This is a genomic window from Rhizobium sp. FG113 (assembly GCF_057809895.1).
This window is the reverse complement of sequence record NZ_JBMDKV010000004.1, coordinates 277,094-299,804: the sequence shown is the minus strand read 5'-3', so window position 1 is coordinate 299,804 and position 22,711 is coordinate 277,094. Positions and strand designations below refer to the sequence as shown.

At 60.6% G+C, this 22,711-nt stretch carries 21 protein-coding genes, 1 tRNA gene and 1 pseudogene; 9 read left to right on the top strand and 14 right to left on the bottom strand.

The genetic code is table 11. From position 1 onward, the window contains the following. Positions 1-61: 61 nt before the first annotated feature. Positions 62-1,429, top strand: coding sequence for an aspartate aminotransferase family protein (locus ACODTZ_RS14520; RefSeq protein ID WP_489026514.1), 1,368 nt, complete (start codon positions 62-64; stop codon positions 1,427-1,429). Positions 1,430-1,436: 7 nt separating this feature from the next. Here the strand turns inward: ACODTZ_RS14520 and ACODTZ_RS14515 are convergent, their stop codons facing one another. Next, positions 1,437-2,933: a glycosyltransferase family 39 protein gene (locus tag ACODTZ_RS14515; RefSeq protein WP_489026512.1), complete on the bottom strand. Its 1,497-nt coding sequence runs from the start codon at positions 2,931-2,933 to the stop codon at positions 1,437-1,439. Beyond that, positions 2,926-3,942 (bottom strand): glycosyltransferase family 2 protein, encoded by a 1,017-nt coding sequence (locus ACODTZ_RS14510; RefSeq protein WP_111561523.1) that lies wholly within the window; start codon positions 3,940-3,942, stop codon positions 2,926-2,928. Before ACODTZ_RS14510 ends, ACODTZ_RS14515 begins: the two co-directional genes overlap by 8 nt. A gap of 69 nt (positions 3,943-4,011) precedes the next feature. Between ACODTZ_RS14510 and ACODTZ_RS14505 the strand changes: the two genes are divergently transcribed. Further along, positions 4,012-4,974 carry a lysylphosphatidylglycerol synthase transmembrane domain-containing protein gene (locus ACODTZ_RS14505; RefSeq protein ID WP_489026511.1) on the top strand — a complete coding sequence of 321 codons (963 nt, stop codon included), beginning with the start codon at positions 4,012-4,014 and terminating at the stop codon, positions 4,972-4,974. Between the two features lie 15 nt (positions 4,975-4,989). On the opposite strand, the gene amn is transcribed toward ACODTZ_RS14505, so the two are convergent. The 3 genes from amn to ACODTZ_RS14490 form a co-directional block, all read right to left on the bottom strand. Further along, positions 4,990-6,492: an AMP nucleosidase gene (gene amn / locus ACODTZ_RS14500; protein WP_489026510.1), complete on the bottom strand. Its 1,503-nt coding sequence runs from the start codon at positions 6,490-6,492 to the stop codon at positions 4,990-4,992. Between the two features lie 118 nt (positions 6,493-6,610). Continuing rightward, a complete protein-coding gene (locus tag ACODTZ_RS14495; protein ID WP_247750131.1) occupies positions 6,611-6,820 on the bottom strand; it encodes a hypothetical protein in 210 nt (69 codons plus the stop codon). Positions 6,821-6,990: 170 nt separating this feature from the next. Next, on the bottom strand, positions 6,991-7,329 hold the full coding sequence (locus ACODTZ_RS14490; RefSeq protein WP_047513524.1) for a DUF2147 domain-containing protein: 339 nt from the start codon (positions 7,327-7,329) through the stop codon (positions 6,991-6,993). Between the two features lie 436 nt (positions 7,330-7,765). Here ACODTZ_RS14490 and ACODTZ_RS14485 point away from each other — a divergent pair, with 436 nt between their 5' ends. After that, complete coding sequence (locus ACODTZ_RS14485; RefSeq protein WP_018898836.1) at positions 7,766-8,032, top strand: SEL1-like repeat protein; 267 nt, start codon at positions 7,766-7,768, stop codon at positions 8,030-8,032. Between the two features lie 131 nt (positions 8,033-8,163). Here ACODTZ_RS14485 and ACODTZ_RS14480 read toward each other — a convergent pair whose 3' ends face one another. The 3 genes from ACODTZ_RS14480 to ACODTZ_RS14470 form a co-directional block, all read right to left on the bottom strand. After that, complete coding sequence (locus ACODTZ_RS14480) at positions 8,164-9,276, bottom strand: pyridoxal phosphate-dependent aminotransferase (RefSeq protein ID WP_489026507.1); 1,113 nt, start codon at positions 9,274-9,276, stop codon at positions 8,164-8,166. A 92-nt stretch (positions 9,277-9,368) separates the two neighbouring features. Further along, the gene (locus tag ACODTZ_RS14475) at positions 9,369-9,764 is read right to left on the bottom strand and encodes a hypothetical protein (protein WP_018898834.1); all 396 of its coding nucleotides are present in this window, start codon (positions 9,762-9,764) and stop codon (positions 9,369-9,371) included. A 109-nt stretch (positions 9,765-9,873) separates the two neighbouring features. Continuing rightward, a complete protein-coding gene (locus ACODTZ_RS14470) occupies positions 9,874-10,275 on the bottom strand; it encodes a DUF2177 family protein (protein WP_209233066.1) in 402 nt (133 codons plus the stop codon). 181 nt (positions 10,276-10,456) lie between these two features. On the opposite strand from ACODTZ_RS14470, the gene ACODTZ_RS14465 reads away from it, so the two are divergent. Then, a complete protein-coding gene (locus ACODTZ_RS14465) occupies positions 10,457-10,900 on the top strand; it encodes a baeRF12 domain-containing protein (RefSeq protein ID WP_018898832.1) in 444 nt (147 codons plus the stop codon). A gap of 60 nt (positions 10,901-10,960) precedes the next feature. On the opposite strand, the gene ACODTZ_RS14460 is transcribed toward ACODTZ_RS14465, so the two are convergent. Further along, positions 10,961-11,293, bottom strand: coding sequence for a hypothetical protein (locus tag ACODTZ_RS14460; protein WP_026283067.1), 333 nt, complete (start codon positions 11,291-11,293; stop codon positions 10,961-10,963). A gap of 347 nt (positions 11,294-11,640) precedes the next feature. Here ACODTZ_RS14460 and ACODTZ_RS14455 point away from each other — a divergent pair, with 347 nt between their 5' ends. Next, positions 11,641-12,072, top strand: a complete 432-nt coding sequence (locus tag ACODTZ_RS14455) for a glyoxalase superfamily protein (protein WP_489026504.1) — start codon at positions 11,641-11,643, stop codon at positions 12,070-12,072. A gap of 66 nt (positions 12,073-12,138) precedes the next feature. Here the strand turns inward: ACODTZ_RS14455 and iolB are convergent, their stop codons facing one another. From iolB to ACODTZ_RS14430, 5 genes are all read right to left on the bottom strand, one after another. Continuing rightward, positions 12,139-12,936 (bottom strand): 5-deoxy-glucuronate isomerase, encoded by a 798-nt coding sequence (gene iolB, locus ACODTZ_RS14450; RefSeq protein WP_111561063.1) that lies wholly within the window; start codon positions 12,934-12,936, stop codon positions 12,139-12,141. A gap of 209 nt (positions 12,937-13,145) precedes the next feature. Next, positions 13,146-14,063, bottom strand: coding sequence for a myo-inosose-2 dehydratase (gene iolE / locus ACODTZ_RS14445; RefSeq protein WP_489026502.1), 918 nt, complete (start codon positions 14,061-14,063; stop codon positions 13,146-13,148). 212 nt (positions 14,064-14,275) lie between these two features. Then, positions 14,276-16,126, bottom strand: a complete 1,851-nt coding sequence (iolD, locus tag ACODTZ_RS14440) for a 3D-(3,5/4)-trihydroxycyclohexane-1,2-dione acylhydrolase (decyclizing) (RefSeq protein ID WP_489026501.1) — start codon at positions 16,124-16,126, stop codon at positions 14,276-14,278. Positions 16,127-16,212: 86 nt separating this feature from the next. Beyond that, positions 16,213-18,150: a bifunctional 5-dehydro-2-deoxygluconokinase/5-dehydro-2-deoxyphosphogluconate aldolase gene (locus ACODTZ_RS14435; protein WP_489026499.1), complete on the bottom strand. Its 1,938-nt coding sequence runs from the start codon at positions 18,148-18,150 to the stop codon at positions 16,213-16,215. A gap of 95 nt (positions 18,151-18,245) precedes the next feature. Then, positions 18,246-19,121: a MurR/RpiR family transcriptional regulator gene (locus tag ACODTZ_RS14430; protein WP_047513501.1), complete on the bottom strand. Its 876-nt coding sequence runs from the start codon at positions 19,119-19,121 to the stop codon at positions 18,246-18,248. A gap of 220 nt (positions 19,122-19,341) precedes the next feature. On the opposite strand from ACODTZ_RS14430, the pseudogene ACODTZ_RS14425 reads away from it, so the two are divergent. From ACODTZ_RS14425 to ACODTZ_RS14410, 4 genes and pseudogenes are all read left to right on the top strand, one after another. Beyond that, positions 19,342-19,533: pseudogene (locus tag ACODTZ_RS14425) on the top strand (Gfo/Idh/MocA family protein); the annotation flags it as partial. Between the two features lie 78 nt (positions 19,534-19,611). Continuing rightward, a complete protein-coding gene (locus tag ACODTZ_RS14420; RefSeq protein ID WP_489026497.1) occupies positions 19,612-20,829 on the top strand; it encodes an NAD(P)/FAD-dependent oxidoreductase in 1,218 nt (405 codons plus the stop codon). 82 nt (positions 20,830-20,911) lie between these two features. Next, a tRNA-Ser gene (locus tag ACODTZ_RS14415) sits at positions 20,912-21,001 on the top strand. 628 nt (positions 21,002-21,629) lie between these two features. Beyond that, positions 21,630-22,676 carry a porin gene (locus tag ACODTZ_RS14410; protein ID WP_489026496.1) on the top strand — a complete coding sequence of 349 codons (1,047 nt, stop codon included), beginning with the start codon at positions 21,630-21,632 and terminating at the stop codon, positions 22,674-22,676. Positions 22,677-22,711 lie beyond the last annotated feature (35 nt).

Sequence of the window (22,711 nt, the reverse complement as noted above, 5' to 3'; positions counted from 1 at the left end):
AAGGCCAAGGTCGTAGCTCATTGGGAAGAGGCTTTCAATATCCGAGGGTGTTTAGCAAATCATGTCTGATACTTACGCGCGCTCCAATCTCGCCGCCATCGATGCCGCTCATCATCTGCATCCGTTCTCCGACATGAAGAAGCTGAATGCGGATGGCACCCGCATCATCCAGCGCGGCGAGGGCGTGCACGTCTGGGACAATCATGGCCGCAAATATCTCGATGGTTTTGCCGGCCTCTGGTGCGTCAATGTCGGCTATGGCCGCAACGAGATCACCGAGGCGGTGGCGCGGCAGATGAACGAACTGCCCTATTACAACACCTTCTTCGGCACCACGACGACGCCGACGACCCTGCTTGCCGAAAAGGTTACGGCCCATGCCGGCCCGCGCTTCAACCACGTGTTCTTCACGGGCTCCGGTTCCGAGGCCAACGACACGTGGTTCCGCATGGCCCGCGTCTACTGGAGCGCCATCGGCCAGCCGTCGAAGAAGATAGTGATCTCTCGCAAGAACGGCTATCACGGCTCGACCGTCGCCGGCGCCAGCCTTGGTGGCATGAAATACATGCACGAGCAGGGGCACCTGCCGATCGAGGGGATCGTCCATATCGGACAACCCTATTGGTATGGCGAGGGCGGCGATCTCTCTCCGGCCGAGTTCGGCCTCAAGGTTGCGCGCGAGCTGGAAGCGAAGATCGACGAACTCGGCGAGGATAACGTCGCCGCCTTCGTGGCCGAACCGGTGCAGGGCGCGGGCGGCGTGATCATCCCGCCGGAAACCTACTGGCCCGAGATCGCCCGCATCTGCAAAGCGCGCAACATCCTGCTGGTCGCCGACGAGGTGATTTGCGGCTTCGGCCGTCTCGGCGAATGGTTCGGTCACCAACATTTCGGCGTCGAGCCGGATCTGGCGCCGATCGCCAAGCGCCTGTCGTCAGGTTATCTCCCGATCGGCGGCGTGCTGGTCAGCGACCGCGTGGCCGACGTCCTCATCAACGAGGTCGGCGATTTCAACCACGGTTTCACTTACTCCGGCCACCCCGTCTGCGCCGCAGCTGCACTGGAGAACCTCAGGATCATCGAGGATGAAAGGCTGGTCGAGCGCGTCCGCGACGATATCGGCCCTTACTTCGCCAAGGTCTGGGGTGCGCTCGGCGAGCACGACCTCGTCGGTCAGACCCAGAGCATCGGCCTGATGGCAGCGCTGCAGCTCACAGCCGACAAGAAAACCCGCACCCGTTACGAGAAGCCCGATGCCGTCGGCACTCTGGTGCGCAATCATGCGCTCGCCCACGGCCTCATCCTGCGCGCCACCGGCGACCGCATGCTCGCATCCCCGCCGCTGATCATCAGCCATGAGGAAGTGGACGAAATGGGACGCATCGCCAAGCTTGCGCTGGACGCTGCGTGGAAGGAACTCAGGGCTTGAGACCCGCTTACTTCGGGTAGATCCAGACGTAGCTGAACCCGACCTGATCCTCGGGCCGTCCCCGATGATAGGGGACGGAGGTGCTCTTCACGTCGACGGCGCTATATTGCTCGCCGAGATTTTGCGTGATCCATTCGGCGAGCAGGGGCGGCAGAGCTTCTCCGCTGTCCTTGGTGATCCACACAAGCAGGATCGGCCGGTCAGCTGTCCACTCGTAGGCGATCTTCATATTGTCGAAGAACCGCGACATCAGCGGCACATCGGGCCATTGCAGATGCAGGTTTCCGGCCGGCAGCCAGCTGTCGGTCACGATGAGACCTGGCGTCTTGCTCTCCTCGGCAGCAATGTGTTTGGCAAAGCCGCTATAGGGCACGTTGTAGGCCTCGTACCGACCAAACAAGGTGGGCAGGTTCGGCCTGGCAAGCAACGCCGTCGGGATGACGATCATCAGAACCAGCGGCACGACGATGAAGCGGCGGAAGTGATTATCAGAGCGATGGCGGGCAGCCTGCATCTTCAAGCAGAAATAGATCGGCATGAGGAACAGGAATGGCAATAGCCATCGGTCGCGCAGCGAGGTCATGCCGATGGTGACGACCAGAACGAGCACCAGAAGCGCGATGGTGACGAACAGCGCCGTGAAGAACCTTGTCCATTCGGACGATGCGCGAAGGCTTTTCCAGAAGGAGCGGCCGAAGACGATCGCGTAGACGATTACAGTCGGCGCCATGATAACCAAGACAAGCCGCAGGAACTTGAATGGCCCCTGCACCAACTTCGCAAACGCCGTGTCTGGCGCTTCCTGCTTCATGATCCCAAGCGTACGCCCCGACGCGATATCAAGATTGTGGAGCAGCCAGAGCCCGTGCGGCAGGAAGATCAGCACGGCAAGCGCGATCGACAGCAGGAAACGCCGGTCCATGATCCGCGCGCGTCCCTGCGGATGCAGCCATACGGCGGGGATAGTGGCCACGGCCACGAGCGTGAAATTGTACTTCGACAGCATCCCCAATCCGAGCGCCAGCCCCATGAAGGCATAGGAGCCGAGCGACGGCGCCTTCAGCGTCTTGATCACGCCGTAGAGAAAGAGATTGATCGTAAGAAGCTGAATAACGGTGTGGGTGAGGTCGCGCTGCGCTTCCCAGAAGAGCTGAGGGATGGTCAGCAGCGAAAGCGTCGCGATGACAGCGTATAGCTTGTCCTCGAGCACCTCTCGGGCAAGCTTGTAATAGGTCAGGTAGACGAGAAATAGCACCAGGTTCTTGGTCGCGGACACTGTTGCCAGCGACAGGCCAAAAAACCAGACGACGATCGACTGCAGCCAGTTGTAGAGCGGCGGCTGCGAATCATAGCCGAGCGTCAGCCACTGCGAGACGAACGCCTGCTGCGACTCGTCAAATCTCAGGCCGTGTGGCTGCAGGAGACGAACAATAAACTGGATGCAGAAATACCCGGCGATCAGCCAGACGACAGCATCCGGCTTGCGCGCCAGGAGATTACGCATTCTCATTCCCGTCGAAGATCCGCTGGACGATATAGTTGGGCGAGACGTCGTCGCGGTAGTAGGTACGCGCGATCATTTCGGCCAGGATACCAGTGGTGATCATCTGCACCGACGACAGAAGAAGGACGACGCCGACCATGAGCATCGGTCGGGCTCCGATATCGTTGCCCATGATGAACTTGTCGAAGAACAGATAAATCAGGATGAGCGCCGACAAGGCGCCGAGCCCGAGACCCAGCGAGCCGAAGAAATGGCCCGGACGCGCCTTGTAGCGCATGAAGAACATCACCGAGAGCAGATCGAGGATAACCCGGAACGTGCGCGAGATGCCGTATTTCGACTGGCCGTGCGCGCGGGCATGGTGCGTGACCACCATTTCGCCGATGCGCGAGCTCGGCACGACGCCGGCGACCCAGGCCGGAATGAAGCGGTGCATCTCGCCCATCAGCTTCACCTGCTTGATGACCGAGGTGCGGTAGATCTTCAAGCTGCAGCCATAGTCGTGGAGCTTGACGCCGGTGATGCGGCCGATCAGGTAATTCGCGCACCACGAAGGGATCTTGCGCAGCAAAAGCCCGTCCTGGCGGTTCTTGCGCCAGCCGACGAGCAGGTCGAGTTCGCGGCGCTCGAGTTCGGCGACCATGTGCGGGATGTCGTTCGGATCGTTCTGCAGGTCGCCATCCATGGTGGCGATGAGGCGGCCAGTGGCCGTGTCGATGCCCGCCTGCATGGCGGCGGTCTGGCCGAAATTGCGCTGCAGCGCCACGATGCGAAGCGACAGGCCGTCACGGCCGATATGCTTGCGGGCATTGACCAGCGTGGCGTCGGTGCTGCCATCGTCGACCAGGATGAGCTCCCAGCGGTTGGGGTAGCGCGTCATCGCCGAGCAGATGCGATCGACCAGCGGGCCAACGCTTTCTTCTTCGTTGAAGACGGGGACGACCAGCGATAGTTCGACGGGAGCGGCGGCGTCGGTCGCGCCTGAAAGTGTTTCTGCCGTTGTCTGCAACACGTATTTCTCCTAAAACGCCGCCCAGTGGTGCCGCTCTTCTGTCGGCCGAAGGCAGGAAGCTAGTACATGAAGTCTCCGGTGGTTGCCAGCCGACAATCCTGGTTCGCACGCAATCGAATGCTGCTGTTCACAGTCATAATTGTCATAGTCTATGCCGCCTTCATCGAGTGGTTCTGGGGCTGGTCGACCATTCTGCGGCAGTGGGCCGAGGTCGGCGCGCTGACGATCATCGCAGCCCTGGCGCTTTTGACCAGCACCTATTTCCTGCGCACCTGGCGCATCTACGATTACTTCCCGCGCGAAACCAGCGGCCGCTTCCCTGCGCTTTTTCGTGTCACGCAGGTTCATAATCTCTTGAATATCATGCTGCCGTTTCGAACCGGCGAAACCAGCTTTCCGCTCTTGATGCGCACCGAATTCGGCATTCCGCTTGCGCGCGGAACGGCGGCGCTGCTCGTCATGCGGCTTCTCGATCTTCATGCGCTCTTTGCAGCCGCAGGGATCGGTTTCGCTATCGCGTCGTCGCACAAACTGATTACGTGGCTGCTGTGGGTGGCGTTCCTGCTGCTGCCCGTCGCAGCGTTCGCGGCGCGCAAACCGCTGGTGCGCCTTGCCGCGAAGCTCCTGCCAAGGAAACTGCAGCACTTCGTCGCCGAGATCGAAAACGGTCTGCCCGCAAATGCTTTGGCCTTCGCGCGTGCCTGGGCGATGACCGTCATCAACTGGCTGGTGAAAGTGCTAGTGCTTGCCTGGGCGCTGCGGCTAATGGGCGTGGTGCCGGCGGCTGCGAGCTTCGGCGGCGCACTTGGCGGCGAGCTGTCGTCGGTGCTGCCGATGCATGCCCCTGGCGGTGTCGGTACCTATCCGGCGGGCATCACGGCGGGCGCCGTTGCCTTCGGCGCATCGAGCAATGCCGCGGATATCGCGGCGCTCGCCCGTGCAAGCATCAATGCCCATTTGCTGATTATTGTTTCCGCGCTCACGGGAACGGCAATCTCCTTGCCGTTCGGTCGTCGTCGCGCCTCGTGAGGCAAGCGAGGCGGCCTATTGGAAGGCCGTCTCGAAGAAGCTTCTGAGCTTGCGTGAATGCAGCGTCTCGGGCGGCATGGCCGCAAGCTTCTGCACGGCGCGGATGCCGATCTGCAGATGCTGGTTGACCTGCGTGCGATAGAAGGCCGTGGCCATGCCCGGTAGCTTCAGTTCGCCATGCAGCGGCTTGTCGGAGACGCAAAGCAGCGTGCCGTAAGGAACGCGGAAGCGGAAACCGTTGGCGGCGATGGTGGCCGATTCCATGTCGAGCGCGATGGCGCGGGCCTGTGACAGTCGCTTTACCGGTCCGCGCTGGTCGCGCAGTTCCCAGTTGCGATTGTCGATCGTGCCGACGGTGCCGGTGCGCATGATGCGCTTGAGCTCGAAGCCCTCGTAGCCGGTAATCTCGGCCACGGCGGCCTCCAGCGCAACCTGCACTTCGGCGAGCGCGGGGATCGGCACCCAGACCGGCAGGTCGTCGTCGAGAACGTGATCCTCGCGCATATAGGCATGCGCCAGCACGTAGTCGCCCAATCGCTGACTGTTGCGCAGGCCGGCGCAATGGCCGAGCATCAGCCAGGCATGCGGGCGCAGCACCGCCACATGGTCGGTGATCGTCTTGGCGTTGGAGGGGCCGACGCCGATATTGATCATGGTGATCCCGGCATGGCCCTTCTTCTTCAGGTGGTAGGCCGGCATCTGCGGCAGCCGCGACAGCGTCGCGTCCGTCTCCGGCGCGCTGGAACCGGCATGGGTGACGATGTTGCCGGGTTCGACGAAGCAGGTGTAGCCGTCGCCGCCATCGGCCATCAGCTTGCGCGCCCAAGCGCAGAATTCGTCGATGTAGAACTGGTAGTTCGTGAACAGCACGAAATTCTGGAAGTGCTGCGCGCCAGTGGCCGTATAGTGCGAGAGGCGCGCCAGCGAATAGTCGATGCGCTGCGCCGTGAAAGGCGCAAGCGGCGAGGGCTCACCCGGCGGCGGGATATATTCGCCGTTGGCGATCTCGTCATCGGTGGTGTTGAGGTCGGGCGTATCGAAAAGATCGCGCATCGGGACATCGACGAAGGCCGACGCGGATGCCTCGACATGCGCGCCTTCGCCAAAGGCGAAATGCAGCGGGATAGGCGTGGTCGATTCGGACACGACGACGGGCACATTGTGATTGCGCATCAGGTGCCCAAGCTGCTCCTTCAGATAGTGCCGGAAGAGCGAGGGACGGGTGATCGTCGTCGTGTAGATGCCCGGTGCCGTGACATGGCCATAGGAGAGGCGCGTGTCGATATGGCCGAAGCTTGTCGTCTCGATGCTGACCTGCGGATAAAACGCCCGGTAGCGCGAGGTGATCGGCGCGCCCTGCGCCAGTTCCTTGAAGTGCTCGATCAGGAAGGTCGTGTTGCGCTCGTAAAGCTCTGTCAGCGCTTCGACGGCCTTGATGGGATCGTCGAAACTTTGCGGCTTGAAGGGGCTCGGAGACGAGACGTCGAGGGGGGCAGAAGGAGAGATTCGGTTGCTCATGAGGCATTATAGTACGTCGTTCTTAACAAGCAAACGACGCGTTCATGACCAGCATGACATGTGCTGAATGACCAGGATGACCGGCAGCCGGGGTCGGCGGTTGCCGGCCGTGGTGGCGTCAGTTGACGCTGGTGCAGATCGGGTTGGTTCTGTCGACGCAGGTATAGTTCGCGCCGAAATGCGACTGCGCGCCGCCGCCGGCATTGCGGTTGACGGCCGCCGAAAACGAGACGGCGAAGATCGCCGCGAACAGCGTGATGATGGTGAAGCGTCTTGCCATGATAAGCACTTCCGTATCCTTGCCCATGTGCCATGTTCCGAATGTCATGTGTGCGCCGGGTGCTGCTTGCGACGCAGTGCACTTTAGAATGACACCGTTTTGCCATGGTCAGGCTGAACCGATGCTGAGATCGGAATTCATCCGCCGTTCATGAAACAAGCATGGGCGGGAAGGACGGAGGAGATGCGCCCGATGGGCCGGGCGCACCGGATACTCGGTTAGAGACGTGTCCAGGTCTGCGACTTGCAGAGCACGGCCAGCACGCAGCCCTTCATCTTCAGCGAATTGCCGGAGACCGTGCCCGAGCCGCTATAGGTCTTGTCGTTGCTCGGATCGGTGATCTCGCCATTATAGGTGCCGTCCTTGCCCGTCAGCGTGCCGATCTTGCGCCCGGCATATTTGCCCGTCTTCAGCGTGATGCAGTAGCTGCCGCCGCAGGATGCGATTACGGCGGTATCGCCCGCCACCGTCTTCCAATTGCCTGCGATCGGCTCCTCGGCATGCGCAAGCGTTGCGGAGAGCGCCAATGCGCTCGCCAGAATGAGACTGCGGATCATCTTATTCCTCCCTGATGTCCTGAGGTTGCGGACGATAGCTTACGCGAACGTAAAGGTAAATATTCGTGGTTCCGGCATGCCTGAAAGTGCCCGTTCGCGAAGACGAATTTCCGTGTGTTTTCATTTCGCCGCTGATTTCGTGGTGAACGAAGGGTTGATTTTCAATTCTGAATTTTTCCTTAAACAAATGCCGGAACCCTTAATGAGCAGGCGATCCGATGTTTAACAAAAACCCAATTTTACCAAGCGTTTGCACTTTGTTTGTCTCAAATTAATCATGCATTTTAGGCGTTTTTTGAAGGGCTTGCTGCATATTGAACCCATCAAACGAGCGGGGCAAACCCGCCGAACCGAAGAGACCGAACGCCGCGTTAGACGGCAAGGCTCCGAGGTAAAACAGGGTAAGTCGATAACAGGCTAAACAGGGATAAAACCGATGGCACGCTTTGAAATGCATAATGCTGAAACGGCCACCATGGGTGGCGAAAACAACGCCGACGTCTTCTGCGAAATGGGTCTGATGTACGCGACAGGTCGCGGATGCTCCGTTGACCTCGTTGCGGCCCACAAATGGCTGAACATCGCCGCCATCAAGGGCCACGATCGCGCCGCCGAACTGCGCGCCGATCTCGCGGCCACGATGGACAAGATGCAGCTTGTCGAGGCGCTGCGCGCGGCTCGCGAATGGATGACGGTTCACTAAGCAACTGTCAGTGCCGACAATTCAATAAAAACAATAACCTCGAAGAGGGGATGGCGAGGCGCCTTGCGCCTGCGTCGACATATCGAACCGCGACCGGCAGGAACAAGGCCGGCGCGGTTCTTGTCGTTTGATCAGCCGATCGACTTCAGAACCTGAGGCAGTGCCGCCTCGAATAGATCCATATCGGCGGCAGGGCCGACGCTGACGCGAATGCAGCGGTTGAGCGGAGCGACCCCCGGCATGCGGATAAACACGCCATGCTGCATCAGCCCGTCGACGATCGCCCGCGCATAGGTGCCGTCGCGGCCGGCGTCGACGGCGACGAAGTTGGTTGCCGACGGCAGCGCCTGCAGGCCGTTGGTATCGGCGATACCGGCAATCCGCTCGCGCGCGGCGTGGATCTTGGCAATCACCTCCGAGAGATAGGCCTGATCCTTCAGCGCGGCGATTGCGCCGGCGATAGCCATCCGGTTCATGCCGAAATGGTTGCGGATCTTGTCGAAGGCGAGCGCGGTCCCCGGCGTCGAGATCGCGTACCCCACGCGCGCGCCGGCAAGGCCATAGGCCTTCGAGAAGGTGCGCGTCCTGATCACGTTGGGCAAATCGATCAGCGATGCGATCGACGGCAGCGCGCTGGCTGGACCCGTCTCGCTATAGGCCTCGTCGAGGATCAGCAGTGTTGTCTCGGGGATCGCGCGGGCGAAAGCGACCACGCGGTCGGCATCCCACCAGCTACCCATCGGATTATCTGGATTGGCGAAGTAAATGAGCGGCGGATTTTCGCGCTTCACCGCATCCAGCAATCCGTCGAGATCTTCCCGATCGTTCACATAGGGAACGGTGACCAGCCGGCCGCCGAAGCCCGCGACATGGAAGTTGAAGGTCGGATAGCCGCCGAGCGACGTGACGACGGGCGCACCGGGTTCGATCACCATGCGCACGATCTGCCCGAGCAACTCGTCGATGCCGCCGCCGATGGCGATATTGGCCGGCGTCGTGCCGAGATGGGCGGCAAGCGCTTCCTTCAGGTCGTGGTTCTCGGGGTCGCTGTACTTCCAGATATCAGCGCCCGCCTCGCGCATTGCCGTCAGCACTGATGGGGCGGGGCCGAAGCCGTTTTCGTTGGCGCCGATGCGCGCCTTGACGGCGAGGCCGCGTTGACGCTCGATGGCCTCAGGGCCGACAAAGGGAACGGTGGAGGGCAGGGCGCTGACAAGCGGTGTGAAGCGCGAGAAGGCAGACATTTTAAGGGCATTTCCCAAGGCTATGAAAATCGCGCCAACAATAGGCGCTGATGGTGCCATGGCAAGGACGATTATTCCCCTGGGAAGCCTATTTACATGCTGATCGTGCGGCTCGCGCTGATCGCTTCCATATTGCCGATCATGAAGTCGGCACGCACGACGCGGCGTAATACCTCGGGCTCGATCGTGTTGATGAAGCGCACATGCAGGCGCTCATTGCGCCGTGATACCTCGGCGCAGCCAATGCGGTAGGCGAGCCCGAGAATGTTGAGATAGTAGTGCTTGGGAAGACCGGTCGCCGAAGCGACAAGAAGCGTGGCGCCGCCGCGCGAGATGTCGATGATCTCGGCGCTGCGCATCGAGACACCCGTCAGGCAGGGGCGCACCGCGACAATGCGGGCCGGGCGCCGCACGTTGAACTGCTCCCATCGGGTCTCGTAAATCTCCGATTTCACCGTCGTGAGGTGCGTGTTGTTGAGCATCGACATCGCAGGCACACTCCTAAAATCAGGAAAATCCTAGTCTTTCCAATGGAGCGTCACATGAATGCTTTGCGCAATCATCAACGAAGTCACTACAATTTTAGTGAATGAGAATTTAACTGAAAGCTCGGACGGCAAAAAATCCACCGGCGGCCGTCATGGCTGTGACGAAGCCGCCCCAGGCGAGATCGACGATGCTCATCAGCGGCGGCCAGTTCTTCAGCGTGGCGAGGTTCGTCACGTCGTAGGTGCCGTAGGCGGCAAGCCCCAGTATCAGGCCGTAAATGACGGCGGTCCATAGCGACCCAGACGCGATTGCCGGAAGCACGGCAAGAACCACCACGGCTACGGCGAAGAAAAGATAGAAGATCGCGGCGATGCCGAAATTCGGTGACGGCAGCATCAGATCGCCCAGTTGATCGCGATAGAATGTCCGGGCGACGAGGCCGAGCCATATGGCATCCAACACGAGCAGCGTACCAAATGAACCGGCATAGGCGACGAGAGCTGTTTTCATGATCCTGTCCTGACGTTTGCCTCTCTGTACGTGCTCTACACGGATTGGATTGCCTATCGCGCGAATTCCACAAATCGTTGAACTCTTTACGACCCCGGGCGTTTGCTTCTTGTTCACGAGCACAGATTTGTGCTCCCGAGTGCGGGATCCGCACTCAGCAAAAAAGATCAAGGAGACTGATATGGCTGACATCAGAGTGCCGCGAAATTCCTGGGTTGTGGTATGCGACGGAGGCAAGGCTCTGATTATGCAGAATGACGGCGACGTTAGCGGCGTCGATCTCAAGGTCAGGGAAACCCTGGCGCAACCGAACGAACCCGATCGCGAAATCGGCACCGATAAGCCCGGCCGGGCCCATAGCGCGGATGGTCGGGGCAGCGCGGTCGAGGAGCTCGATTGGCATGATCAGGCCGAGGCCGAATTCCTGAAGCAGATCGCATTCAAGCTGGACGACCTGATCATCGAGAAGGATGCGACCAACATCGTGTTGGTAGCGCCGCCGCGCGCGCTCGGAACGCTTCGTTCCAACCTCAGCGTCGAGGCGCAGGCCATTATCTCGGCCGAAATTCCCAAGGATTACACGAACCTGCCGATCGACCAGATCGAGCGGCGTTTGGCGGCCTGACGATATCAGGCGAAGCCGGAGCGGGCGCAAGCCCGCTCTTTTTCTGCGACATGTCGAGCCCTAGTTTTCGAAGCTCAGGCGCAGCACGTGGTGCAGGAATTCCGGATTGATCAGCATGTTGAAGCTGATCGTCGCAAGGTCGCCCTCGCGCTTCACCAGCGTCGCGCCGATTTCATCCTGGATGCCGAGAATTTCGAGGAAGAAATGGTTCGGCATTTCGATCGACGCATTCACTTCCAGCGTCGCGCCGGCGAGCGTGATGCTGCGGATCAGGCAGCGGAGTTGGGTAGCGGTGCTGAGGTGATGGCCGACGAAAATGATCTTGCCGGGGCGATCGAGCGCGAATTCCCGGTAAGCCTGCTCCGGTTCGGGATGTGCAGTATCGAGGTGCATCTGAAAGGCCATGGTCGCCTCCGCTGGTTGTCTGGTTTCAATCTAGGGCAAGTGTGCTGAATAGTTCTGAAAAAGATCTTTAAAACTAGATGCTTATGTAGATTGCGGCGCTCAGAAGTCCCATTTTTAGGCAATATTCGTCAGTTTTGCCGGAAATTTACGCAGCTTGACAGATGCGCCTCCCTGCCTCATACCGAAAACCGGTTAGAGACGCCTGCCGCTCGCGGATGAAAATCCATGGTGAAGATCTCCTGCAATGAACGGTCACAGCCCTTTGTGCATGCTGACTGGTGGCAATGCGAGCTCCCAACTGCTTCGAACAGCATGCCTTTTTGAAAGGCTGAACCATGAAATATCCTTCGATCGACGATCTGAAGGCCCAGGCAAAGCGATTACGTGGCGCCATGGCATCCAGCGGCACGCCGATATCGCATAGCGCGGCTCTGGAGCTGATCGCCAGCCAGCACGGCGTCCGCGACTGGAATACGCTGTCGGCGCTGGCAAGCAGGCCCAATACGCCGCCGCTTGCAGCACTCACCGTCGGCGCGCGGGTAAGCGGTCGCTATCTCAACCAGCCGTTCATCGGCAAGATCCTGGCACTTGGTGAACAATCCGGCGGCCTGCACAAGCTGACGCTTCATTTCGACGAACCCGTCGATGTCGTCACCTTCGAGAGCTTCTCGGCCTTTCGCCAGAGGGTCAACGCGCAGGTCGACGAGAACGGCGTTTCCCCGCGCAAGACCTCGAACGGCCTGCCGCAGCTGGTGCTCGATATCTGATGCCGGGTGGCTGAAACGAAAAAGCCGCGCTGTCGAGGCGCGGCTTTTGTTGTCACATTTCCGGTCTCAGGCCTTGAGCAGCCACTCATGCTCCGGCGCGTTGTAGAACTTCCAGACGCGCTTCGGGCCGGCCATCACGTTGAGATAGTAGAGATCGTAGCCGTGCGTGGCAGCGCAGGGGTGATAGCCTTTCGGCACCAGCGTCACATCGCCATCCTCGAGCACCATCGCCTCGTCGAGCGACCGATCGTCTGTATAGACGCGCTGGAAGCCAAAGCCCTGCGGCGGGTTCAGGCGGTGATAATAGGTCTCCTCGAGGAAGCTCTCGTTCGGCAGGTTGTCCTGGTCGTGCTTGTGCGGCGGGTAGGAAGAGGTATGCCCGCCCGGCGTGATCACTTCGACAACGAGCAGCGAATAGGCCGACGCGTCATCCTCAGGCATGATGTTGTTGACGTAGCGCACATTGGTACCCTTGCCGCGCGTCAGCGCCGGATGCGTGCCCGGCGGAATCGCCTTCGCCTCGTATGCGCCACCGCCCGGCGCCGAGCAGACCGCCAACTCCAGATCGGTCTCCGCCGTCACCGACCATGCCGATTCCATCGGGATATAAAGCGCATGCGGCGCCCCATCGAACGGGCTCATCCGCTCGCCGAGCGTGCCGAAGTCACGCGTGCCGGCGCTGGCCTTGCCCTTGCCGCTCACCCAGACGAGGCAGACTTCGCGCTCACCGGTCTCGCCGGACACGGTCTCCCCCGCCTTCAGCCGATGCATGTCGAAGCCGACATAGGTCCAGCCGGCGCTCTCGGGCGTCACATGGGTGACGCGGCCGTGCGTGCCTGTTGGTTTGACTTTGAGGTTTGGCATTTGTTTCTCCTCGTGAACATTCGTGGGTGTGGCGCCCCCCTCTGTCCTGCCGGACATCTCCCCCACAAGGGGGGAGATCGACATGCGGTGAGGTTTACGCCAAACAATGAAGGTAGAGCGAGCGGCTGCGCCCAGCCAATCTCCCCACCTGTGGGGGAGATGCCCGGCAGGGCAGAGGGGGGTATCTCACCCACCTTTCTCGCGTACGACTACCCCTTCGGAAACCCTTCCGTCTCCACCGTATATCCGGCAGCCGTCATCACCCGCATCAGTTCGGCGTGACCGATCTCCGCCATCTTCTGCGGCGGCGCCTTGCGCGGGTCCTGTTCGGCCTCGACGACGAACCAGCCCTCATAGCCGTAATCCGCAAACCGCTTCACGATCGCCTCGAAATCTAGCGATCCGTCGCCCGGCACCGTGAAGGCGCCGAGCGCCACGGCGTCGAGGAAGGACTGTTTGCTGCGATCGAGACCGTCGACCACCGACTTGCGGATGTCCTTGACATGGACGTGGTTGATGCGGGCGTGGTGATTGTCGATGGCGCGCAGCACGTCTCCGCCGGCAAAGGCAAGGTGGCCGGCGTCGAGCAGCAGTGGAATGCCGGCGCCCGAGTTGCGCATGAAGGCGTCGAGTTCCGGCTCGGTCTCGACCACGGCCGCCATGTGGTGATGGTAGGAGAGCGGCATGCCCTGTTCGGCGCACCATTCGCCAAACTGCGTGACCTTGCGCGCATAGGCCTTCATCTCGTCGTCGGAGAGTTTCGGCTTGGTGGCAAGCGGCTTGGAACGGTCGCCCTGGATCGAGCGGCCGACCTCGCCGTAAACGATGCAGGGCGCGTCGACGGCCTTGAAGAGCTCGATCATCGGCTGGATGCGATCCTTGTTGGCCGCGAGCTCCTCGTCAACGAGCGTGCCGGAAAACCATCCGCCGCACAGCGTCACGTCGGCGGCCTTCAGGATCGGCAGCATCTCGCGCGGATTGTTGGGGAACCGGCGCCCCTGTTCCATGCCGGTAAAGCCGGCGCCGCGCGATTGGCTCAGGCATTCCTCAAGCGATACGTCGTCGCTGAGTTCGGGAAGATCGTCGTTCCACCACGCGATGGGCGACATGCCAAGTTTGGCTTTCATTGTTGTTTCTCCTCGTCATTCTCTAATGTCAGCGAGCGCGGCCCCCTCATCCCCGGTGCAACTTGTTGCATCTGAACCCTTCGGGCCACCTTCTCCCCGCTGGGGAGAAGGGAAGATGAAGCGAGCGCCTCACCACGATTCTCTTCTCCCCAACGGGGAGAAGGTGGCGGCAGCCGGATGAGGGGGCTCCGCACTCTAACGTCCAATAAGCGTCACCCAATCCGCTGCGCCGCACGCGCCTTCACGTAAGCCGCATGCGCCTTGTTGACCTCCTCGCGCGAACTGACCTCCGGCACGGCGACATCCCACCAATGCCCGCCGGCCTCCGTCGTGATCAGCGGATCCGTATCGATCACGAACACCGAAGTCCGATCGTTCTTCTTCGAATCGATGATCGCCTGCTCAAGCTCGGCGATCGAAGACACCTTGACCGCAATCGCTCCCATGCTCTCGGCATGCGCGCGGAAGTCGATGTCAGGCATCACCTCGTGATAGGAGTCCTTCAACAGATTGTTGAAGTTGGCGCCACCTGTGCCCATCTGCAGCCGGTTGATGCAGCCGTAGCCGCGGTTGTCCAGGAGGACGATGTTGAGCTTCAGGCCCAGCATCACCGAGGTCGCGAGTTCCGAATTCAGCATCATGTAGGAGCCATCGCCGACCATGACGATGACGTCCTTGTCGGGATGCGCCATCTTGGCGCCGAGGCCGCCGGCGATCTCGTAGCCCATGCAGGAGAAGCCGTATTCCATGTGGTAGCTGCCCGGCGCCGTGGCCGGCCACAGCTTGTGGAGTTCGCCAGGCAGGCCACCCGCCGCGCAAAGCGCGATGGCGTTCTCGCCGCCGATGGTGCGCGTGACCGCGCCGATCACCTGGGCGTCGGAGGGCAGTGCGGCGTTTGTGGTCGCCATCGCCTTGGCGGCGGCTTCCATCCAGATCTTCTTCTCCTTCTCGGCCTTCTCGGCCAATGCGGCCGGAGCCTTCCAGCCGGAAAGACCCTCGGAGATCGCCTTCAACCCTTCGCGCGCATCCGCCACCAGGGGAAGCCCATCATGCTTGACGGCGTCGTAGGCGGCAATGTTGAGGCCGAGGATGGAGAGCTTCTCATTCTTGAAAAGCGCCCACGAACCGGTGGTGAAGTCCTGGCAACGCGTGCCGACAGCAATCAGCAGGTCTGTCTCCTCGGCAAGCGCGTTGGCCGCCGAGGTGCCGGTCACGCCGACCGAACCGAGCGCCAGCGGATGCCGCTCGTCGATCGCCGACTTGCCCGCCTGCGTGACGACGACAGGAATGCCATGCGCGTCCGCGAAATCGGTCAGTTCCTTCGTCGCCTGCGAATAGAGCACACCGCCGCCGGCGATGATGACGGGCTTTTCCGACTTCTGGATCAGCGCGATGGCATTCGCCAACTCGTCCGCATCGGGGCGAGGGCGCCGCGTGGTCCAGATGCGCTCCTCGAAGAAGCTCTCCGGATAATCGAAGGCCTCCGCCTGAACATCCTGGCAAAGCGACAGTGTCACCGGACCGCAATCATAAGGATCGGTCAGCACCTGCATGGCGCGCTTCAGCGCCGAGATGATCTGTTCCGGCCGGGTAATGCGGTCGAAATAGCGCGAGACCGGGCGAAAGGCGTCGTTGGCGGAAACCGTGCCGTCGCCGAAATCTTCGATCTGCTGCAGCACCGGATCCGGCGCGCGGTTGGCGAAGACGTCGCCTGGGAGGAAGAGCACGGGAATGCGGTTGACATGCGCCACACCCGCCGCAGTCACCATATTGAGCGCGCCGGGGCCGATCGATGTCGTGCAGGCCATGAAGCGCTGGCGGAAGCTCGCCTTGGCATAGGCGATCGCGGCATGTGCCATGCCCTGCTCGTTATGCGCGCGATAGGTCTTAAGCTCGCCGCGCACCTGATAGAGCGCTTCCCCGATGCCCGCGACATTGCCATGGCCGAAGATCGCCCAGACGCCGCCAAAGATCGGCACCGTCTTGCCGTCGACGACGGTCATCTGCTTCTTCAGAAAGTGGGTGACGGCCTGCGCCATCGTCAATCGTACAGTCTTGCCCATAAGGCTCCTCCCGCAATTCTCGTATCCGTTTTCCTCTCCCCAACGCCTCGCCTAATGCACCGGGCTGGGGAGAAGTCTATTCGTAATTAAGAAGCTAGCCCGCGTGTTTTCAACCAGGCTTCGGTCAGTTCACGGAAGCGTCCGGCCATGTCGGCGACCGCCTGCTCGTCATCGATCTTGCCCGACAGCCAGGCCCGCGCTGCGTCCGAAAAGATCGTCCGTCCCACGGCAAAGCCCTTGACCGAAGGGGCTGCCAGCGTCGCCTCGAAACCCTTCACCAGCTCGTCCGCCGGCGCCTCCAGCCCGAGCAGCACGATGCCTCGGCACCAGGGGTCATTCTTGGCGATGACGGCGTCGATCTTCTTCCATGCCGCGCTCGATGCCTGCGGTTCCAGCTTCCACCAGTCCGGCTTGATGCCGAGCGCATAAAGCTCTTCCATCGCCGTCGAGATGGTGTCGTCGGTAAGCGGCCCGTTCTTGCTGGCGATGATCTCAACCAAAAGCTCGCGGCCAACCTTGCGCGCCGCCTCGAATAGCGTCCGCAGCTTCTCCTGCTGTTCGCTCTTCAGCTCTGCGGGATCGTCGGGATGATAGAAGCACAGGCACTTGATGCAATGATCGAGCGGCCATTCGACCAACTGCGAGCCGATATCCTGGCTGAACTCGAAACGCAGCGGCTTCGAGCCGGGCAGCTCGACCGGCCGCCCGATCCAGGCGAAATTCTTGGTCGCCGCGTCGAAAAAGGCATCGCGTCCGAAGCGCTCGTCGATCAGCATCCCGTAGCCACTGCGACCATCGGCGACGCGCGCGGCGGCTTCCACCGCCAGCCGCTTGAAGGCGACGATCTGCTTGTAGTCGACGCCGAGTTCGTCGCAGACGCTCGTCAGCTGCGAGCGATGATCGATGGCGAGCGCCATCAGAAGCGGGATGTCGCCCTTGCGGTTCGAGGCCCAGTGAATGTGGTTGATCGCCTCATCCTTGCGCAGCGCCCGATGCTTGCTGCCATTCTTCAGGAAGAAATCAAGTTCCGCCCAGGTCGGGTACTCAGGAGAGCAGAGCAGGCGGGAGACCGCGAAGGCACCGCAGGCGTTCGCCCAGGTGGCGCAGGTCTTCAGCGGTTCATCCTTCAGCCATCCACGCAGGAAACCGGACATGAAGGCATCGCCGGCGCCGAGCACGTTGAACACCTCGATCGGGAAACCTTCGCCGACGATCCCGGCTTCGAGATCGTCCGAGATCGGCCCGTCATAGACGATGCAGCCCATGGCGCCGCGCTTCAGGACGATGGTCGCGGGCGACAGGCGGCGGATCTCCTTCAGCGCGCCAAGCACGTCGTCCGCGCCCGATGCAATCAGGATTTCTTCTTCCGTACCGACGATCAGATCGCAATCCGGCAGCGTCTCCTTCATCTTCGAAGATACGCGGTCCGACTTCACATACCGTTCGAACCCTTCCGCGTGGCCGGCAAGGCCCCATAGGTTCGGGCGATAATCGATGTCGAAGATCACCTTGCGGCCGTTGGCCTTGGCGATACGGATCGCCTTGCGCTGCGCAGCTTCCGTGTTTGGCCGCGAGAAATGCGTTCCCGAAACCAGCACCGCGCGCGAGGACTTGATATAAGCTTCGTCGACATCGCCTTCTTCGAGCGCCATGTCGGCGCAGTCGGAGCGATAAAAGATCATCGGCGAGACGCCTTCGGCCTCGACCGCCAAAAGCACCAGCGCCGTCAGGCGCTCCTTGTCGGTGACGATGCCGTCGGTCGCCACACCTTCGCGTGCCGATTGCTCGCGAATGAAGCGGCCCATCTGTTCGTCGCCGACGCGGGTGATCAGGCCCGACTTCAGGCCGAGGCGCGCCGTGCCGATCGCGATATTCGCCGGGCAGCCGCCGACGGACTTGGCGAAGGACGCGATGTTCTCGAGTTTGGAACCGATCTGCTGGCCATAGAGATCGACCGACGAGCGGCCGATGGTGATCACATCAAGCGACAGCCCCGGATTCGCGCCCGGTTGAGTTAGTGCCATCATGTCCTCCCGATCATTTTCAGTCCGGCGTGGATGTCCGCCGGTGATATTGATCAATGAAACATCGGTTCCGTTTGAATGTCAATTCAGAATGTTTATTCCATTTTTGCTTTTTTGGATTTTGGCTGCCCCAGCTTTCGCCGCCGCTCGGCGATCGCAACCGGCAGCGCCATGGTCAGCGCCATCGAGGCCGAAAGCGAACGGAAGCCGGCAAAGTCGGCCTCCGCCACTTCAAACCAGCAGGCGGCGCTGGTGGCGAGCGGCGAAAAGGCCGAATCAGTGATGACGACGACGGGTACGCCGCGCTCCTTCAACATCTCCGCCTGACCAAGGCTCTCTGCGGCGTAGGGCGAAAAACTCGCCGCGATCGCCGCATCCTTGGGCGTTGCGAACTGGACGGTCTCGGGGTCGACGCCATTGGGAGAAGCGACGATCTGGTGGCGGATATTGAGCTTGGAGAAGGCGTAGCTCATATGCGCTGTCAGCGGATAGGAGCGGCGCTTGGCGATCAGATAGATGGTGTCGGCCGCCGCCAGAATGTCCACGGCCTTGCTGAAAGTGTCCGACTGAACGGTCGCGGCCAGCCGGTTGATCGATTGGCCGGCGGCCGAAATGAAGCCGGAAAGCAGATTGGCATCCTCGTCCTCGCCGCCCGATTGCTCCAGCGTCACCAGCCGCTCTTCGTAGGTCAGCGTCCGGTCGCGCAGTCGCTCGCGAAAAATGCTCTGCAGGTCGGAAAAGCCCTCATATCCCAGGTGATGCGCAAGCCGCACCAGCGTCGATGGCTGAACCTCGGAAGCAGACGCGATGCTTGCCGTCGTGCCGAAGGCGATCTCATCGGGATTGGCCAGCGCGAAGGCCGCCACCTGCGCCAGGCGCTTCGGCATGGTCGCCTTGCGCTCGATGATCGTGCTGCGCAGGCTCTCAAAATCCCTGGGAACGCGAGAGGGGGCCTTGGGGTCGTTGTCCATGTGCTGATCCGAAAATGAAACGTATATTCCAGTTTCCCGACCATAGATGATTTCCATTCCCCGGCATATTTGTTTTTTATTCGGGGAATATCGAGCCATTTCCGGTGTTTGATGGCTTTCATCTGCTCCTTGGCTCGCTTGCCAGTCTTGTCAAAATGGTCCAAGCATTCCAAAATCATGATCGGAGCGGGAGGATATCATGAAGTCATTGGGCGTCGGCCGGTTCATTCCCGCGCCCGGCCACGGCCTCGGCTTCAACGATCTGAAGATCATCGAATGCCGCGAACGCATTCGTGCGATTTCTGGTGAGCCGTCGGTGATCGTCACATTCGAAGACGGTCTTAGGATAGAAAAGTCTGTTCACGCCATGGCAGAGTCCTATCACCAGCGCCGCTGGATCGAGATCGCCTGACGGCGCTCCGCTCCGGTTGACGACGCAAGGGGCAGGGGATAGGCCTTTGCTCAATACAGTGAATGCGGGAGTGATATCGTGACGGACAGATTGGTGATTATCGGCGCGGGTCAGGCAGGCTTTGCAATGGCGGCCAAGCTTCGTGCGCTCAAGGATACCAGGCCCATCACCATTCTTGGCGCCGAGGACGTGCTGCCTTACCAGCGCCCGCCGCTCACCAAGAAGTATTTGCTCGGCGAAATGAGCTTCGACCGCCTGCTGTTTCGCCCGGAGCAATGGTTCACTGACAACGACGTCGAGATTCGCCTCTCCACATGGGTCGAACAGATCAAGCGCGACAAGAAGCACGTCGTCCTGCAGGATGGGTCCACCATAGAATACGGCACGCTGGCGCTGACGACGGGCTCCACGCCGCGCGGCCTGCCGGCGGCGATCGGTGGTGATCTCGAGGGCGTCTATGTCGCCCGCGACAAGCGTGACGCCGATCTTCTGGCTGCCGAAATGCGCCCGGGCCGCCGCGTCCTTATTATAGGCGGCGGTTATATCGGCCTCGAGGCCGCTGCCGTTGCGCGCCATTTGGGCCTTGAAGTCACCGTCATCGAAATGGCCGACCGCATTCTCCAGCGCGTCGCCGCCAAGGAGACCGCGGATATCATGCGCGTCATACATGAAGAGCATGACGTGCAGATTCGCGAAAAGACTGGCCTCAAGCATCTGATCGGCCGCGACGGCAAGCTTGTCGGCGCTGAGCTCTCCGATGGCTCGATCATCGATATCGATTTCGCCATCGTCGGCATCGGCGTGACGCCGAACGACCAGCTCGCCAAGGAATCCGGCCTCGAAGTCGCGAACGGCATCGTCGTCGATGAATTTGCCCGCACCTCCGACCCATCGATCTTCGCGGCCGGCGATTGCGCGGCACTTCCCTGGCAAGGCGGGCGCATCCGCCTCGAATCGGTGCAGAACGCCGTCGACCAGGCCGACGCGGCTGCCGCTATCATCGCCGGCGGCAATGCGCCCTATGAGCCAAAACCCTGGTTCTGGTCCGATCAATATGACGTGAAGCTGCAGATCGCCGGATTCAATCTCGGCTACGACGAAACGCTGCTCCGCCCGGGCGCCCGCGAAGGCGCGCATTCGATCTGGTACTTCAAGTCAGGTAAGTTCATCGCCGTTGATGCGATCAATGATGCTAAGGCTTATGTCAGCGGCAAGAAGATGTTGGAACTCGGCATAAATCCCGACAAGTCCATCCTCGCCGATGGGTCTGCCGATCTGAAGCAATTGCTGGCTTAGAAATAAGCCGGCTTTTTCTTCAGGGGCAAAGCCGAAAAAGCGCTTGCGTCCCCCAGCGAATGACTCTATCAGGCTCTCGACCGGAGAGGTGGCCGAGTGGTCGAAGGCGCTCCCCTGCTAAGGGAGTATACCCGAGAGGGTATCGTGGGTTCGAATCCCATCTTCTCCGCCATCATCCCAAATGTCCGACCCGGACGCATGGGTACCGCTCCCGAGCTGAGCGAATTTTTCAAACAGACACTTCAGTGATTATGCGTCGAACATAGGTGGTCGTGCGCGCGCATCTCTGCGCGCGGCGGACCTTGTCGTCATCTCCATGACGCGACGATGACAGCGCCGCACAGAATCGCTTCGAGAATCATCGAACCCTCCGCAAGCGATTCCGCATAGGCGTCTCTGCCGATCTGTCACGCCGCTTATTCATTCACCTGCTAAAATCCTTGGCTATCCCGCCGAATCCGGCTGGAAAACGGTACCAATGTGGCACATCGCCGGGTTTCGCCGTGGCGTCGGTTGGCACTAAACCCCCGCAAAACCAGGGCTTTCTTAACGAAGTATAAACAAACGGAATGGCCGCATGTCGTATTTGTGACCTTTCAGCAACAGCGCATACGGAAGGCTGTCGTAAATCCCCCAATCGAACAAGTTGGTGATTGCGTGACAGGCCGGGTCTTGTATTTTCAACTTCGGAAGCGAGGGCGGTTGATCGTCCGACTTCTTGAAACACGGTGACGGGGCAGGGAACGCTGCCAAAACGGCGAAAACCCGGATCCGATTGAAACTTTGAATTGGAGGTCAATATGAACATCAAGAGCCTACTTCTCGGCTCCGCAGCTGCCCTGGCAGTTGTATCCGGCGCTCAGGCTGCTGACGCGATTGTTGCAGCTGAACCGGAAGCAGTAGAATACGTTCGCGTTTGCGACGCATACGGCACCGGCTACTTCTACATCCCGGGCACGGAAACCTGCCTGAAGATCGAAGGTTACATCCGTTTCCAGGTTAACGCTGGCCGTAATGAAGCCACTGGCGTTAACGGCAGCTCTGACTGGGATTCGTTCACCCGTGGTAACGTTCAGTTCACCGCAAAGAGCGACACCGAGTACGGCCCGCTGACCGGCGTTATCGTTCTCCAGACGGATGCTGACAACGCTTCTTCGCAGCGCTCGTACCTCGACTCGGCTTACATCGACATCGCTGGCTTCCGCGCTGGTCTGTTCTACAGCTGGTGGGACGACGGCCTCTCTGGCGAAACCGACTCGCTCGCTTCGAACGACACACTGCACAACTCGATCCGTTATCAGTACGAAAGCGGCGACTTCTACGCAGGTATCTCGGTTGACGAGCTGGAAGGCAACATCCACTCGGCTCTCGGTGAATCCAACAACGACGTTGGTATCGCTGCTGGCATCGGTGGCAAGGCTGGCGCATTCAGCTACCAGCTGATCGGCGGCTACGACACGGACACCGAAGAAGGTGCAATTCGTGGTATGGCTACCGTTGCAGTTGGTCCGGGCACCCTCGGCCTCGCAGCTGCTTGGGCTTCTGGCCCGAACGCCTACTTCGAAGAGTCTGAATGGACTGTTGCTGCTGAATACGCAATTCAGGCGACCGACAAGTTCAAGATTACCCCTGCTGTTCAGTACTTCGACAACGTCAAGAACGGTTCTGGCGCAGCTACGGTCACCGACTTCTCCGACCAGGACATCTGGAAGGCTGGCGTAACGCTCGACTACCAGATCGTAGAAAACTTCTACGCCAAGGCTTCGGTACAGTGGCAGGATCATGCTTCTGCAACGAACGACGACGACGCTTGGACCGGTTACTTCCGTCTGCAGCGTGCATTCTAATCTGATCTGACTTTGGTCTAATCAGGAAAGCCCGG

Coding starts and splice junctions, on each gene's coding strand:
- ACODTZ_RS14410 (WP_489026496.1), top strand. CDS start 21,630: ATGAACATCAAGAGCCTACTTCTCGGCTCCGCAGCTGCCCTGGCAGTT.
- ACODTZ_RS14455 (WP_489026504.1), top strand. CDS start 11,641: ATGAAATATCCTTCGATCGACGATCTGAAGGCCCAGGCAAAGCGATTA.
- iolE (WP_489026502.1), bottom strand. CDS start 14,063: ATGAAAGCCAAACTTGGCATGTCGCCCATCGCGTGGTGGAACGACGAT.
- iolD (WP_489026501.1), bottom strand. CDS start 16,126: ATGGGCAAGACTGTACGATTGACGATGGCGCAGGCCGTCACCCACTTT.
- ACODTZ_RS14505 (WP_489026511.1), top strand. CDS start 4,012: ATGAAGTCTCCGGTGGTTGCCAGCCGACAATCCTGGTTCGCACGCAAT.
- ACODTZ_RS14485 (WP_018898836.1), top strand. CDS start 7,766: ATGGCACGCTTTGAAATGCATAATGCTGAAACGGCCACCATGGGTGGC.
- ACODTZ_RS14435 (WP_489026499.1), bottom strand. CDS start 18,150: ATGGCACTAACTCAACCGGGCGCGAATCCGGGGCTGTCGCTTGATGTG.
- ACODTZ_RS14515 (WP_489026512.1), bottom strand. CDS start 2,933: ATGCGTAATCTCCTGGCGCGCAAGCCGGATGCTGTCGTCTGGCTGATC.
- ACODTZ_RS14520 (WP_489026514.1), top strand. CDS start 62: ATGTCTGATACTTACGCGCGCTCCAATCTCGCCGCCATCGATGCCGCT.
- amn (WP_489026510.1), bottom strand. CDS start 6,492: ATGAGCAACCGAATCTCTCCTTCTGCCCCCCTCGACGTCTCGTCTCCG.
- ACODTZ_RS14430 (WP_047513501.1), bottom strand. CDS start 19,121: ATGGACAACGACCCCAAGGCCCCCTCTCGCGTTCCCAGGGATTTTGAG.
- ACODTZ_RS14465 (WP_018898832.1), top strand. CDS start 10,457: ATGGCTGACATCAGAGTGCCGCGAAATTCCTGGGTTGTGGTATGCGAC.
- ACODTZ_RS14475 (WP_018898834.1), bottom strand. CDS start 9,764: ATGTCGATGCTCAACAACACGCACCTCACGACGGTGAAATCGGAGATT.
- ACODTZ_RS14470 (WP_209233066.1), bottom strand. CDS start 10,275: ATGAAAACAGCTCTCGTCGCCTATGCCGGTTCATTTGGTACGCTGCTC.
- ACODTZ_RS14495 (WP_247750131.1), bottom strand. CDS start 6,820: ATGACATTCGGAACATGGCACATGGGCAAGGATACGGAAGTGCTTATC.
- ACODTZ_RS14490 (WP_047513524.1), bottom strand. CDS start 7,329: ATGATCCGCAGTCTCATTCTGGCGAGCGCATTGGCGCTCTCCGCAACG.
- ACODTZ_RS14480 (WP_489026507.1), bottom strand. CDS start 9,276: ATGTCTGCCTTCTCGCGCTTCACACCGCTTGTCAGCGCCCTGCCCTCC.
- iolB (WP_111561063.1), bottom strand. CDS start 12,936: ATGCCAAACCTCAAAGTCAAACCAACAGGCACGCACGGCCGCGTCACC.
- ACODTZ_RS14460 (WP_026283067.1), bottom strand. CDS start 11,293: ATGCACCTCGATACTGCACATCCCGAACCGGAGCAGGCTTACCGGGAA.